We start from the raw sequence: 14,422 nt of genomic DNA, 5'->3' as shown, positions 1-14,422 counted from the left end.
AACTCAGATTGGAGGAAACGCTTGTACGACCGGTAGTGTTTGAACTGCCTAGGGGAGAGGCGACGCTGATGTTGGTCTTTGGGATAGTGAAAAAGCGTCACGGCTTAGCAGGAATACCAAAGCGCTTTGCACGTTCTTCACGAACTGCGCGGATACCATCCAGTTGTTCGTATGCATCTTCAAGGGCTTCAACCTGCTCTTTTGATACGAGTGGTGCGCGCTCTGACAGACGGCTATTAAGAATTTCCAACCGAGCCATGATCTCCGACGACCGCTCGCCACTTGCATACTTAGCAGCCATTAGTCGCACACGCTGTTTAGCGATTTGATCAATTTCTGCGTTTAGTTGCGGTGCAGCGGCAGTTGCAGTGTGCGGAGATAAGGATTCAGCGAGTGTCGGAGTTGATTCCGCCCCTGGTGGCGGAGTGTGGACGCTTAGTCTTTTTGTTTCAGCAAAGAAATCGATGAGGCTCGCCCCCGCTGTCACAAATTCGGTCTGCTCAGACAGCACCTTTCGCTGCGGGCTACTTTCCTGGAATGAGCTTGGCTGGAAAGGCGCAACATTGGCCCAATTAACCGAATTTATCAGTGGGGTAGTGTCTATGTAGTAATCCATGACCGAATTCAGCTTCTTTTCGAGTGAGTTTCTGCCGACAAATGTTCGCGAGCTTTTGGGCCAATTGCCCAGTCGAAGACGTCAAATACTTGTGCATGCATTGCGTCTAAGGCTACCCCGGTGTCGCTAAGTAATATCTCATTGCGGAATGAGTCAATGTCTAATAGGTACTCCGGCCCAATCTCTCCCGTGGCGTGCTTCTGTTTCAAGACGATGCCATGTTGCAGCAAGCATCCGCCATCATTTGCCACAAGCTGAAGCTTCCCCGCGTACTCTTGGATTCCGGCAAAGCTTCTAGAAAGAATTGGGCCAACAAGCTCAGGATTCACCCATCCGTGCACTGGATCTGCGCCACTGTCTATAACGTTAATATAACGAAGACCAATGCGTGTGAAGAAGTCCGAATCGATTACCTTGGACGCAGCTTCGACTACACGTAGCACTCGCTCCCTCATGTGATCATAGTCGCTGTAAGCATTAGTCTCTACTGAAAGAGCGCTCTGTTTGAGCGACACTGACCAAGTGCGCTTTGTCGATCGAAAGATGTGTGCGTAATTCGATCCAGCCCCCCCAATCCCTACGGTAACTTCATTCGTCAATTCAATGTAGGGATATTCCTTCCTGAGTGCCTTGACGAACGCGGCTGGTGGTCGAGACTCGCCCAGTTCCATCAGTGTCGGGAAACGAAGTTCGCAAACTGCCTGGCGCAAGAAGTTGCGCTTGTACTTGTCAACATTCGTAGAATGAATAGCGACTAAGGAGTCTGCGTCCCAATTTGGAGTCATGCTGTTGCCAAAAGGTGTGAAGCGTGTGGCGCTGAATCGTAACAGATTTTGCCATGCGTTGAGCCGCCAGTCACCCTGCTTATTAGCTACGCCACCGCGTTCAAATTGACAGGCGTTGACATCGTCCGATTTTGGCCGTCTGCACCAGTTTGTAGACAGCTCCCGTAAGCTGCCGCTCGCGCTATTCAAAGACCAGATATGAGTGACTCCTATGGCCGAGGATATGGCGACCCCGGATGAGAATCGAACGTCAGCTGCCTGGGTGGAGCAGTCGTACCATTGACCACTTGGCTGATAGCGCGATGGGCTAGAATTGGCTGCGAGTTGTCTGCCTTGACTTGTCGCAGTAGGGTAGACCTATATGGTACATGGCCGATGAGACGATTTACCGTCTTAATAGGGTTCGTTCTGGGTTTTGGGACAGGCCACGGAGTAAAGGTATAGAGCCTAATGAAACAAAAACTATGGGTTCATTCAGTTGCAATTGTTGTGGTCCTAAGCCGGATGATTTCAGTCCGGCATCGATGAATGCAGTCTCAGTCGCAAACAATTCAGTCCCGAGAGCCTTTTCAGTTGCACATAATTCGGTCCTGAATTCCCGCTGATTGCAGTCCTGAGAGTTTTCGATTTCAGTCCGCTACAGCTAGTTTCCATTGGATATCGAGCAAGAGGTGTAATCTGCTGCTGCTTGATCGTGACCTCGGAGAGTTACCTCATTCCACTCGGTCGGAACTGGTGAAAGGATGGTGGCTTTACAAGAACACTTCGCCTTTCCTGAATTTCAATCCGTTCCATGCGACCATGAATGATTGATCCAGCCATGAATCATACTGAGAACACTGCTTTCGTCCCAATTCTTACTATGATGGTGGACTACGGCAATGCGCCGTTCCTGTGGCTGGTCGATAACCCCGAGAGACGTGGAGTTGGTGGGAATATCTGCGACGGCACTTACTGGGACGAGTCGTGCCCGATGTCGGAAGGGCTCTGGCATAAATTTGCGGTTTGGGCCATTACGTTCGACCGAACGGCGTTCTACTCCGACAATTACGATGCCGATGACTGGGACTGGGTCGCCTTCAATGCGCGCGGCCTGCAACTTGCCCGCTGGCTTAAGGAAGAAGTCGGCACTGCGTATCGCGTCGTTTACAAGAAGCCTTGCGAGGATCCGAATCACCGCATCGATGAACGCACGGAAATCCTTACAGATGGCGAGCTAGTGCGGTTGCCAATATTTCGTGGTTCTTTCCCCAAGCCACCGCACTTCTGCCAGCACATTGTCTCTGGCGGACAGACCGGCGCGGATCGCGGTGCGCTGGATTTTGCCATCAAGCATGGCTACACGCACGGAGGTTTGGCACCTCGCGGACGTCAGGCAGAGGATGGCTTAATCCCGTTGAAATACCAGCTTACCGAGTTGACGCAAGGTGGCTATCGCCAGCGCACCCGCCGTAACGTAGAAGAAAGTGATGGTACCTTGATCGTCAACCTGGGCGCACTCGATGGCGGGTCGCTGGCAACGGAAGCCTTCGCCCAGAAAACGGGTAAACCGATTCTCGTCGTTCAGCTTGACTCCGGAGTGTCGATGGAATTAGCGGCAAGCGTTGCGACGTGGCTGCGCCTGCACACCATTAAGACATTAAATGTGGCTGGACCGAGAGAGAGCAAGCGGCCTGGTATTCATCATCGAACAGTTGAATTTCTGGAGGCAGTCGATGCCGCATTCCAACTAGGCGTAGAGCAAACAGCTGTGCCATGAGCCGCCACCGGACAAAAAAGCCAGCATTTCTGTGTTGGCGCTCACTGAAAATTGACCGGGTTAACTCTGATCCTTTCCTTGTTCTTTCTTGCGGCGCAGAAAGGAAGGCTTGGCGGCTTCGATATCGGCGTCATAAAGAGCGCCCTCATCCTTGGAGGCGATGCGCGAATAAAGGGCCCTGGAAGAGAAGAGCGATTCTTTTGCAAAGCGCTCTGTGTCCTCCTGCTCTGCCAACTTCTCAAGCTTGTCGACAATCTTGCCAAGCCAGGGATTATCCTTGGCCCGTTTCCTGACATCCCGCATCAACCGCCGTACCTGCTTCCAATCACCACGGCGAGCCGCCTGTTGCGCCTGCTCCTGAATGTCGGCCGCCTCGACTTCGCTCACCCGAAGCGCCACCAACTCGTTTTCACTGATGCTGTTGAAAGCCTGTACCGGCAGGCTGGGCAATTCAATGGATGCCGGCAACACCATTGCATTGCCGTCGAGCGTTTGCGCGGAGACCTCCACACGCAAGCAATAACACGATCCGCCTTCTCCCTGGCCGGATAAATGAGCGGGTATTTTGAGCCTGATCACGGCCCACGCTTCGCTGCCGTAGGCCAGGTCCGGTAAGATGGTAGTCTCTTGCTCTTTGGCATAAAGGTTTAGGACAGCCGCCTCGATACCGGCAAGCGGTTCCAATCTCAGCCTTAGCTGCTTCGCGCACAGGGCGTCAAGCAAGTCAAATTCCCGTTGGAAGGGATCCATCAAGTCGTCAGCGGTTTCACCATAGTAAGCGTTGCCCTGGCCAGCCTTGGCCATACCATCCATTAGATCTTCGTTGAAATGGAAGCCCAGCCCATATGTGGATGTCGTGACCTGTGCGGCGGCCAATTCGGCGCATTGGGCATTGATTTCGGACATTTCGGTAAGACCGCGATTCGCCTGCCCGTCAGACAGGAGCAAGACGCGAGAAACGGTATCCGACTTTACATAGGGTGCCACTTCGCGCACGCCCTGCAGCCACCCACCATGGAGATCAGTGCAGCCACCAGACTGGATTTCATTGAGCACGGAGAACCGCTGCACATTGTCGCGTAGCAAGCCGTTTGGGACTAAGGTCTGCACCCGGTCATCATAAACGACCAGCGCAGCTCGATCCTGCGGGTTCAGTCGCTCCACCATGCGACGGATGCAGCGGATGGCTTCCTGCAAGGGAGGGCCGTCCATCGACCCAGAGCGGTCCAGAACGAACGCCAGGTTAAGTTGCGGCTTCTGGTGATCGAGGGGAGGCGTGTCCGGCCCCTGTACCTGGACCAGCAAGTCGACCGTATTGTCGTAGCCTGCCACCAACGCAGGTCTGCGGGGCGTCAGTTTCAAGGTAACCGGCTGTAGTGATGATGTGGTGGCATTCATTTCGGGCCTCTTCGCAGTGACAGTAGTTCGTCTCGCAGCACCTGAACGATGGCTTCTCCAAGGGCATCAAGGCTGTCCAATGGCAGCGCCTTTAATCGAGTGGGATCGAATAAGAGCTCGCACCACGGCGTCAATGTCACTTTCGAAAGCGGAATCACCAGGGGCTCCCCGGTCTGATTTCCCAACCGGCGCAGCGTGTCCCGCGCGGTGCTCTTGCTTCGAGACACCCCCGAGGCATACCGCAGGACGACGTCAGGGATTTTCGCGTCAAGTGGCTCGGTGGCACTTGGCGTTACCGATTGTGTTGGTTGGCCAGACGTACGCTTGAACTTGGCTACCAGCTTTTCAGCGTCCGTGGCAAGGTGCGGTTCTGGCAGCAGATCAAGCAGATCATCCGGCTCATGGAGTCGTGTGAATTCGGAAATCTTGGCCAGCGGCCAGCCGTCGGCGAGCAATTTCCGGGCGGCCAGGAATTCGACGATCTGGCGAATTCCGTAATAAGCCTCCTTGCCGGAACGCACGGGCCGTTCAAGGATGCCCAGTTGGGTGTAGTTCCGAACCAATCGCTCATTAGGCACGCCCTCATCAACCAGGCCGACTTCCTTAAGCAAGGATTGAAGCTTCTCCGCCAACTCGGACGCCGTACCTTTCCAGGCTTGATTCTTTGCGACCCATTCGCGCATGACTTTTCGCTTTTGAATGACATTGACATAGTCAAGTGTAACTAACTCTTATAGAATGTCAATGACATTAATCAAAGTCACTAAATCCTGGCCCCACCGATCTCGCGAGCACAGATCGAGGAGCTTGCAGAATGAGGGTGTATTACCCACCTATGCCAGGGCAGTCGGAAGTAAAATCGATCTTCCAGAAATCGGTGGATCGTCAAAGTGCTGTCGCTGGCGGTCCCGAATTTGACGCTATACGCTGCCAGTTCAATCAGCAGAGGCAATTCCAGAGCTTCTATGCCGGAGAGTGGGCTGTCGGCAACTAAACGGTCTGTTCCCGGCACGCCTAGTACAGCGGTTGTTCCCGTTTTGGCCTGACCTGATCATCTGTTCAGGCAGCGCAAAATCGAATAGATTTCGGCATACTCCGCCACAGTTGCCAAACGGCGTCGATGCCGTAGTTCCGGAAGGCTCCACATCATGAACGCCGCTTATCGTCAAATACTTCCCTGATGACCACACCGCGTAAAGGAACATCCAAGCGGAACTACCGCTATCAACTGCGCGTGGAACTGCAGGATATCTCCCCCATCATCTGGCGGCTGATCTGGGTAGAGAGCAACCTGTCGCTGGTACAGCTGCATCATGTCGTACAAGCGGCGATGGGCTGGTCCGATGCCCATTTGCACGAATTCACGATTGACGATATGCATTACGCCACTCCACACCCGGAAGATGATCTGGACAGGCCATTGAGCGATGAGCGCCGGGTCCGCCTGCACACTCTCCTCAAACCTGGGCTCGAGTTCGAATACCTATACGACTTCGGCGATAGCTGGCAGCACACCATTCGGGTTGAACGGGCCGAATCCGTCAAAGAACTTTACGGTTATGCTCACATTGAAGCGGGCTCCCGTGCCTGTCCGCCGGATGACTGCGGCGGCCCATGCGCCTACCAGGCTTTCCTCGACCAACTAAAAACAGATCCTAGAAACGAGGAAGTAACCGAATTCCTGAACTGGGCCGGCAATGACTTCGATCCGAGCCGCTTTGACCGTCATGCCGCCAATGCGACTCTTTCTCGCATGGCATGGAATCGCTGGGGCACGAAATAATGCCTTGCCTGCGGCTTCTAGACTCCTGCTGGGCATTTGACTTAAAACCTCGGACTCACCGGTGAACCTAAGCGAGCATAATGAACATGCACTCGCCGTCGACGTAGCGGCAAGTTCATCGCCGCATACCCCTCCGCTGCGCGACCACCTGAAATCTCTCCCTTTGCTCAGACTGCTCGACTTTTTGCCGCTGAGTTCTGACAACGCCATCAACGAAGGCCTTCATTTGGCGTTCAACAGCATCATGACCCAAGCTACTTTTCACAGCCAGATCATTGAAGTCAGTGAAGGCCTTTGGATTCTCGGCCTGCTCACCGGGGGCGAAAATGGGAAAAATCGCCTGGCCTCCCACTGCTTGCGCCGCTTCCTTGGCCTTGTCACGACCTGGGTTATGCTCGTATTCCCGCATCACTGCCAGGTCGTCATCACCGGCAATAATGATCGGCTTGTCTGGGAACCGATTACGCAACAGACGGGCAACGTGGGGCAGGTTACCTGAATCAAATGCGGATACGACAGGCTGTCCTAACGCACTGGATACAGTGTCAGCGGTCGCGTACCCTTCGCTGATCACGATTGCCGGGGCCGCTTCGAGAGCCGCTAGCCCATCACCGCCAACTACATGGAAAGTGTCGGTCTTCGCGCTGTCCTTGGCAAAGCGTTTCGCCCCATTCGCTTGAATGGACTGAACGCTCACGATCTGACCATTGATATCCTGCGCTGGTAGCAACAAATCGCCAGCCGTGAATACCAGCTTGTCCGGGTTGGCGTCGCGCAATTCCTTCGACTCGCGCCAATTCTGGCTGATGAGAATCATCGAGTCTTCCGGTAAGGCGCTGGCATCGGCAGGAATGACTTTCAGGCTGCCAGGTCGCGCCTGTTTGCTCACCAGATAGGGATGGTCACCCGGAGCTGCTGGAGCAACCGCCAGCAAATCGCGGATTGCTTCGGTTACCACAGCGCGCCGAGCGGCTTGTTCTGCCTCGCGCCGCTGCAACTTCTCCGCTGCCTCTGCCGACAGCCGGGCCTTTTCCTCCTGATTCAGCGCATAGCCCTTGCTTTTCCACCGTATCTCCAAGCCAGTCCGGTTGTTCTTGGCGTAGGCCGCTGGATGTCCATCCAGATGCGCTACGTAGAAACCCGCCTTTTCGCCGTTTCGATCTCCTTCGACGGCAATCCGGTGGCGCTGCCCATCCATAATGGGATGCTCTCCGGTTACCAGAGAACCGATGGCCTGCAATGCCTCGGCAAGCTCTTCAGCCGGCGACATCGCGGGGCCTTGCTGAGCAGTGACATTCTCCGGCAACCAATGCCGAAGCTGGTTCATATCGGCTGAGGGGCCGGCATACCATGACTTGGTTTGTTTATCCCACAAGGCTCCGGCCGCTTTGGCAGCATTGCGTTCGCTGTAGGGCACCGCGAGATAGTGGCGCTTTGCGGTGGTCTTAGCTCTTTCTCTAACGGTATCCTGATCCTGCTTCCACTTCGCGAACGGTCGCGGATCAACTCCGGCAGGGACATACCAGGACTGCCGAGCTCGGTCCCACTGGGCACCGAGTGACTTAGCCTCGTCCTTCTGCCGGAAGGGCACATCAATGTATAGGCGATCCGGATTTGTTGCCTGCGAGTCCCGCTTTTCTTGCTCTGCAATCCGTCGCTGCATGTCAGGGTCGTTGAGCAGAGCAACGGCTTCGGCCGTCTTGCGCGCTTCACGGGCGGTCAAGATATCTTCCTTGGTGCTGTTCGGATCAGTCTTGATGCGTTCCTCCTCGGCGCGTGCAAACCTGACTGCGGCCTCATAGTCGATAGCAGCATTCGCACTATCGTCAGCCATTGCCGTCTCCGTTGTCACCTTGTCTTCAGCGATGGCCGCCTGATTTCTTCGCGCTTGTGCAACCGCGTCGCGCCATGCCTCCGCGGCAATTTGATAGTTTTCCCTGGCTGCTTGCGCCGCCATGTCTTCATGCCGTTCCTGATAGCGTGCATCGCTGGCTTTGCCGGACCCATACACGCGGACCAGTTCCCCCTGATAAGCCTCGTCTGCGGCTTTCATCGCTTGATAATGCCTGGCCGTGAGGTCTGCCACCGTTGGCGCTGGCTGTTGCTGCTCGATGCTCTGCACTTGCTTCTGTTCAAAGCTGAGTATGTAGGCATGGATCTTTTCGGCGTCGGCCGCCGCGCGGAAAATCTCTAAAGGGTCTTCCTTGAGTGCCTTGATCCAGGAGCCAACATAGGCGACATGTTGCCCCGGATCGTGACCTATCCCCAACTCGTCGCCCAGCGTCATGCTGGCTATCTCCGCCCTCATTTCTTCCTTCGCATACATCTCGCTCCCGAAGGGGTGCGACAGGTCCCGCGCGAGCCTGCTTTCATGACCACTCCAATGCCCTAGCTCATGGAGCGCGACCCCGTAGAATCGATCTGCGCTGGCAAACTGGCCCTTGTCCGGCAGATGGATGCTGTCAGTGGAAGGGCGGTAGAACGCCTGATCTTGCAGGGCGTAGCGAATATCGGCGCCGGAGGCCTGCAAGATGTGTTCAGCACGCGCTAGGGCATCCCACTCGACCGGCTTACGCTCCAAGGGTGGCAGGCCGTCGATCTGCTCGGCGTTGAACACAGTGGCGAAAAACACGCGCGGCCGTTCCAGGGTGACGGTTACGGTTTCCGGCTTGCCGTCCTCGTCGAGTACCGGGCGACCTTCTTCATCACGCTTGGACTGCTGTTCCGTAAACTTCCAATACTGGATAGGCGTGCCGCGCTCGCCCTTGCGAACCTGGGCGCCGAGTGAGGCGGCCTGCTTGTAGGTCATCCAGCGCTGATCGGTGTAATCCTGCGCCATGAGATAAATAGCATTGATACCCCGGTAGCGCTTCCCCGTGGTGGGGTTCATGGGCACTGTCGATCCTGGCGGGGCCGATTCCCAAGGAATCTGCCAGGGTGCGACGCCGCGTTCCAATTGGGCGATGAGCTTTTCCGCAACGGTTTGGGCAAACGATTTCTTGTCTGACGAAGCTTTCTCTGCCATGGGCTTACCATCCTGGTCCGTTGTAGAGGATGAAGACTGTCCGGGAGACGACACGGCGGGTCCCTCAGGGACACTGAAGGGCTTGGCGCCCTGATCTGGAAGCCGCGCGGAGAGCGAATCCTTGGGCTCTGGTTGTTCGGTTGCGGCGTTGCGAGCGTTTTCGAAGAGATCGATCACCGGTTTGGAAGCGGTGATACGCTCGAATGCAGCGATGTCGCCGGTGGGAATGAACATGCGCTCCTGCCAGTTGATGCGTTCCATGAAAGCGCCTTGCGTGGTCAAAAGCCGCTTTTCCGCGTCACTGATCCTTCCCTTGATTTCGACGCGCTGCTCAGCGTTGACCCTGGAGGTGGAGATTTCCCAACCATTGGACAAAATTGCGCGTTGCCCGCGCTGGATCGCGGCGAACAACTCGGCTGGCGACATGTTGGCGATCGCGGAATCCAGACCGAGATTCTTGAGGGTTTGCTTGGCTGCATTGGGGCCAAGCAGACGGCCGAGGAGTTGCTCGCCGTCGTCAGTCTGAAGCCGGTAAATGGTCTCCGCGCCCTCCACACGGTCCCATATCGGTAGAATCACCCCGACCAGCATGCGCGAGGTCTCGGTTTCCGTCTTCGGAGCCGCCTCGATCTGGGCATTCCACAAACGTTCTGCCTCGGCCGCATCGATCGGCCGCGTCAGCGTCACTCTGGTATAGGCGCGCTTGACGATCCTGTCTTCCCAGCCGCGGTGCAACACATCGGCATTGTCAATGTACCGGTGACCTCCTTTCTTGATTCCGTACACAACGCCCCGCTGAGTGGGAATGCCATCGGAGTTCAATCGCTCGCCCCGGTCATCCAGAAAGAACACCTCGCCCGTGGTCCGTCCGTGTTCTGATACAAACCAGCCGCTGAACTTTCCCGCCGGCTGCCGGTTGCGAGCCAGCGCCGCGATCTCGTCCCATTCCAGATAGGCAATCTCTTGGGTTACGGCCAGTTCCACATAACGAGTCTGCGCACCGGTTCTGGCATCCTCGTAGGCCACCTCGTCGCGGGTTTTTTGAATGCTGACAGCATGTAAGGTCTGCAATCCCTCGTCGTAGAGCCCGCGCTGTTTCGCGTACTCCACGGCTTCGATGAGGCGAGCTTCAAACTCATCGAATACGCCGTTCTGCTGATCGGTCTTCAGGGAAAGGAGACGATTCAGAAACTGCGGGATGTCGGGGATTCTGCTCTCTTCAAAGGCGCCGTCCTTGTCGAGCAGAGCAAGCCCCATTTGCCGTGTGACCGTCTGGAAATCCAACGGTGTCCGATCGCGGTACAAATCCACGAAGAAGTTATAGAGAGCGACCTTGGCGTATTCGCTCTCCAGATTGTCGGCCGCCGTGAACATGCCTTGGCTGGTCGCCTGGCGCTGGCCCCGCGTCAGCGCCCCGAGCTGGTCCAGGCGCCTGGCGATCGACGATACAAAGCGCTTCTGCGCCTTCAGGTTGGTGGTCGGCAGCACATAGTGCGGCTCGCTTGCCTGATTCGTCCGGTGGGTGCGCCCGAAGCCCTGCACCGCCGCGTCGGCCCGCCATCCCGGTTGCAGTATGTAGTGGATACGCTTGCGCGTGTTCTGGGCTGTGTTGTCGGCATGGAATGAATACCCAGTGCCTCCAGCACCAGAGAACACCAGGATCTTCTTCTTGTCCTGCATGAACAGATCGGCATCCACGCGTGATGAATTCTTGCCCCGCTTCTCTTCCTTGACGCGTAAATTGCCCTCATCGTCGCGTATCTGGACAAAGCGCCGGCCACGGCCGGTGACCTCTGCCACCAGGTCAGGCCCGAAGGCGTTGATGATAGAATCCAGCGGATTTTCAGGTACACGGATGTGCTGGAGACTCGATAGAAGCGCATCGCGAAGCGCGATGGCCTCGCGGTCGAAGACTTGATTCTCCTCGGAGTCGCGTACCGGCACATAGATCGTGTTGCCGTTGAGATCGGTGGACTCTTCGAAAGCGGCCACCGGGAATCCGTTGCGCACGTAGTCCATGAGCATCTGACGGGGTGTGAAATCCAGATCCTCCAAGGCGGCGTCGTTTGCCGTCGCATCGGCGATGATGCGCTCCTGGGCCGCTTCGTTCGTGTTGACGATCTGGATGACCGCGACATGGCCGGCGTCGAGTTGCTGCCGGATGTGCTCGATCACGGCGGGCGTTTGCATGGCCGTGATGATCTGGTTGAAAAACCGCTGGTGGGCTCCCCAGAACTGTGCCATTGCCGCGCTTTTGCCGGGACCGCTCTTGCCTGCCTGGGTGATTTCTAAAGCCTTCTCGACGTTGTTCAGGACAATCTGCCATGCGCCGGCCAGCTCGTTGTAGATGTCCTCCTGCAATTCGCTAAGCGTATGCTCCATGCGCTCATAGGTAACGCCGTCATAGGACAGCGAGCGCGCCAGGTACATGCCCATCGCTTTCATGTCGCGGCTGATCAATTCCATCGCCGCGATCCCGCCGGCCGAAACGCCGCTAACAAAGCCATTTACATCCGCAAAAGGGGTGCCTTCGCCCCACAAGCCGAGCCGATCCGCATAGCTCAGATTGCTGACCTCCGTGGCGCCGGTTGCGGATACATAGACGACTCTGGCATTGGGAAGCTCGCGCTGCAGATTGATGCCTGCCAGGGCTTGTTGGGAGGGCTTACGAACGCCACGCTTGGCTTTGATCGCAATGGCGTTGCCCATGCTGTGGGCTTCGTCGAAAGCGATCACGCCATCGAAGTCCTTGCCCAGCCATTCCACCATCTGCTGCAAACGGGTCTTGCCGCCACTTTGGCCCTGATCGGTGGCCTGCTTTTTCTCGCCACCACGAAGGGTCGAATAAGTGGTAAACAAGATGCCATCGGGCTGGGTAATTTCGTTGCCCGCCTTGGTCTTGCCCTGAAAGAATATCCGCTCAGGATCGCCACCAATGGATGAAAAGTCCCGGCGTGCGTCGTTGATCAGGCCCTCATTGAAACTGATCCATACCGCCTTCTTGCGGCCCTGCATGAGGTTATCCAGGATGATCCCTGAGATTTCACGGCCCTTGCCGACTCCCGTGCCGTCGCCAATAAAGAAGCCCTTGCGCGAGCCGTTCGGCAGCAGCTCGGAATGTGCCTGGCCGGCGTAGATGATGGATTCAAGCTGGGCGATGGAAAGCAGTCCTTGACGGACCACACGCGGCGGCAGCGACGGTGAATAACTGGGCGAGGGCGGTTCGACCGCTGACATGGCCGCCGATTGCACAAGCTTTCCGGGATGCGCATGAGCGTCCGGAATGGTCAGACGCTGCGGAGTATAGCTGGCAAAAACGGAATCTGAGAATTCGCCGACCTTGGAACTGCTGGCCTCTATGGCGATGCCGGTTCCATCTTCGCCCTCATCGAGGCCAGCATCTCCTCCAGTAGCATGGCCGCCGATTCCTCCAGGCTCTCCGGCAAGCTCATCTCGAAAGTCACGCCCGGTTCCGATTCCGTCATCAGGGACATCGCCAGGGCCGGGTTCGACGATAGTTTCGCGATCAACAGCATGGGCTCCGGAATTGTCGGCGTCTCCAGTAAATTCCGTTCCAGCGCTTCGCGGATCAGGACTAGCGTCGCCAGTTCCCGGTCCGGATCGAACGGAATCCGGCTCTGCTTCAGAATGGCTTCCGCCTGTTGATTCAACGGGTCCTCGTTGTATGTGCGGTAGGTGTTGACGGTCATGGCGGATGCTATCCAGTAGGGCAGGCAGCTCGGCGACGGATGCGACCTGTCCTGTTAAAACGGGTTGGAGGGTTGGGCCGGTCTTGTCGATCACCATGATCTGGTTATCGAAACTCGTCCCGTATTTGGCGTACTCCCGGCCGTTGATTCCAATGTTTGCGCGTACGGTGTACTTCGCCTCGATCTCACGCCACCAGGAACGGAAAGCCGGACGATCAGCAGCCATGCCCTGGCCGACAATCGCGACAAGCCTTCCTCCGTCCGCCAGCCGTCTTAGGGCTTGCTCGATGTGACGGGCGCCATTGGCCGTATCACGCTGGCCTTCAACGCGTCCAGCGGTTGAGGAGAAGGGCGGGTTCATCACGATAACGGATGGAACCGTCTCGCGCGGGAGCACGTTATCGATCTGCTCCGCATTCTCCCGGAACAGGCTGGCAGACGGGAACAACTGGGCCAGCAGGGCATGCCGGCGCGGTGCAAGTTCGTTCAAAACGATGTCCGCGCCGGCAATGTGGGACCATATGGCAAGATCACCTGTACCTGCCGAGGGCTCCATCATCCGGTCCGATGGACGAATATTCGCCACCCAGTTGGCGACGAATCCCAGAGCCGGGGGCGTTGAGAATTGCTGGTATTCCTCCATTTCGGCATCACGCCTGGTTTGCGTCGGCAGGCGTTGAATGCGCTGGGTCAGCTCTGCGGCTTTCGCCTGTGCCCAATCCACCCCTTGGGCTGTCCAATCGGCCGTTTCAGTGGCAACCAGATGGAGATTGAATGCGGCTTCCATGGCATCGTAGGCATCCTTCGTTGAATATCGTCCCTCGGCCTGGGTGCCTCCAAACACCCGGTTGGCTGTATCCGTGAGGAACGACCGCGTAATCTCGCCGTCTTGGTTTAACTTGTCGGCCAACGCCAATGCGAGTCGATGACGCAATTCATCAAAACCAGGCTCGGCGATCGCCTCCACCGTTGGCGGCACAGAAGGCGGCTCTTGGATGGCCTGAGGTTGAGTGGTCGTAGATGGCTGCGGGATGAGCCAGTCGTCAAAAAGGTCTAGTTGTGTGGGCTTTGGCGTCCTTTCCATGGGCCTTTAGTCCTCGTCCGGCAGATCGGTGGCACTCTCGATGGCGTCGTCCTCGGTCAGCGCATCCTCCACAAAAGCCCCAGCCGACTCGGCCTCATCCGGATCGAACTCGGCGGCATAGCCGGGGATTGCCGCATCCGATAGCTTTTCAGCAATGGCCTCACCATCAGGAACACCATTTTCTGGAAGGAGTGGGACAACTTTCTCGCTCATACACGACTCCTTGCGCTTGCTTTTATCGGCCCTTTCAGCACGGGAATAG

The 14,422-nt window shown here is 56.7% G+C and carries 8 protein-coding genes; 2 read left to right on the top strand and 6 right to left on the bottom strand.

Features of this window, described 5'->3' with window-relative positions:
* Window positions 1-97 precede the first annotated feature (97 nt).
* Window positions 98-616, bottom strand: coding sequence for a hypothetical protein (locus EK23_RS23470; RefSeq protein WP_145998740.1), 519 nt, complete (start codon window positions 614-616; stop codon window positions 98-100).
* An 8-nt stretch (window positions 617-624) separates the two neighbouring features.
* Window positions 625-1,590, bottom strand: coding sequence for a TIGR04255 family protein (locus EK23_RS18850; RefSeq protein ID WP_158002547.1), 966 nt, complete (start codon window positions 1,588-1,590; stop codon window positions 625-627).
* 616 nt (window positions 1,591-2,206) lie between these two features.
* Between EK23_RS18850 and EK23_RS22780 the strand changes: the two genes are divergently transcribed.
* Window positions 2,207-3,160: a putative molybdenum carrier protein gene (locus EK23_RS22780; RefSeq protein WP_235282207.1), complete on the top strand. Its 954-nt coding sequence runs from the start codon at window positions 2,207-2,209 to the stop codon at window positions 3,158-3,160.
* A gap of 60 nt (window positions 3,161-3,220) precedes the next feature.
* Here EK23_RS22780 and EK23_RS22120 read toward each other — a convergent pair whose 3' ends face one another.
* Entirely contained in the window at window positions 3,221-4,558 is a 1,338-nt protein-coding gene (locus EK23_RS22120; RefSeq protein WP_082054341.1) for a vWA domain-containing protein, read from the bottom strand.
* Window positions 4,555-5,241, bottom strand: coding sequence for a hypothetical protein (locus EK23_RS18835; protein ID WP_045226950.1), 687 nt, complete (start codon window positions 5,239-5,241; stop codon window positions 4,555-4,557). The genes EK23_RS22120 and EK23_RS18835 overlap by 4 nt, the downstream gene beginning before the upstream one ends.
* A gap of 497 nt (window positions 5,242-5,738) precedes the next feature.
* Here EK23_RS18835 and EK23_RS18830 point away from each other — a divergent pair, with 497 nt between their 5' ends.
* Window positions 5,739-6,341: a plasmid pRiA4b ORF-3 family protein gene (locus EK23_RS18830; RefSeq protein WP_045226949.1), complete on the top strand. Its 603-nt coding sequence runs from the start codon at window positions 5,739-5,741 to the stop codon at window positions 6,339-6,341.
* A 115-nt stretch (window positions 6,342-6,456) separates the two neighbouring features.
* Here EK23_RS18830 and EK23_RS18825 read toward each other — a convergent pair whose 3' ends face one another.
* The gene (locus EK23_RS18825; protein ID WP_045226948.1) at window positions 6,457-14,160 is read right to left on the bottom strand and encodes a strawberry notch-like NTP hydrolase domain-containing protein; all 7,704 of its coding nucleotides are present in this window, start codon (window positions 14,158-14,160) and stop codon (window positions 6,457-6,459) included.
* A 6-nt stretch (window positions 14,161-14,166) separates the two neighbouring features.
* On the bottom strand, window positions 14,167-14,373 hold the full coding sequence (locus tag EK23_RS18820) for a hypothetical protein (RefSeq protein WP_045226947.1): 207 nt from the start codon (window positions 14,371-14,373) through the stop codon (window positions 14,167-14,169).
* Window positions 14,374-14,422: the final 49 nt, after the last annotated feature.

Origin of the sequence: Methyloterricola oryzae (assembly GCF_000934725.1) — a bacterium.
Lineage (GTDB): Bacteria > Pseudomonadota > Gammaproteobacteria > Methylococcales > Methylococcaceae > Methyloterricola > Methyloterricola oryzae.
This window is presented reverse-complemented; position numbering and strand designations above follow the sequence as displayed.

What these genes read in the sequence shown, in the direction of transcription:
- EK23_RS23470 (WP_145998740.1), bottom strand. Translation starts at nt 616, where the DNA reads ATGGATTACTACATAGACACTACCCCACTGATAAATTCGGTTAATTGG.
- EK23_RS22780 (WP_235282207.1), top strand. Translation starts at nt 2,207, where the DNA reads ATGATTGATCCAGCCATGAATCATACTGAGAACACTGCTTTCGTCCCA.
- EK23_RS22120 (WP_082054341.1), bottom strand. Translation starts at nt 4,558, where the DNA reads ATGAATGCCACCACATCATCACTACAGCCGGTTACCTTGAAACTGACG.
- EK23_RS18835 (WP_045226950.1), bottom strand. Translation starts at nt 5,241, where the DNA reads ATGCGCGAATGGGTCGCAAAGAATCAAGCCTGGAAAGGTACGGCGTCC.
- EK23_RS18830 (WP_045226949.1), top strand. Translation starts at nt 5,739, where the DNA reads ATGACCACACCGCGTAAAGGAACATCCAAGCGGAACTACCGCTATCAA.
- EK23_RS18825 (WP_045226948.1), bottom strand. Translation starts at nt 14,160, where the DNA reads ATGGAAAGGACGCCAAAGCCCACACAACTAGACCTTTTTGACGACTGG.
- EK23_RS18820 (WP_045226947.1), bottom strand. Translation starts at nt 14,373, where the DNA reads ATGAGCGAGAAAGTTGTCCCACTCCTTCCAGAAAATGGTGTTCCTGAT.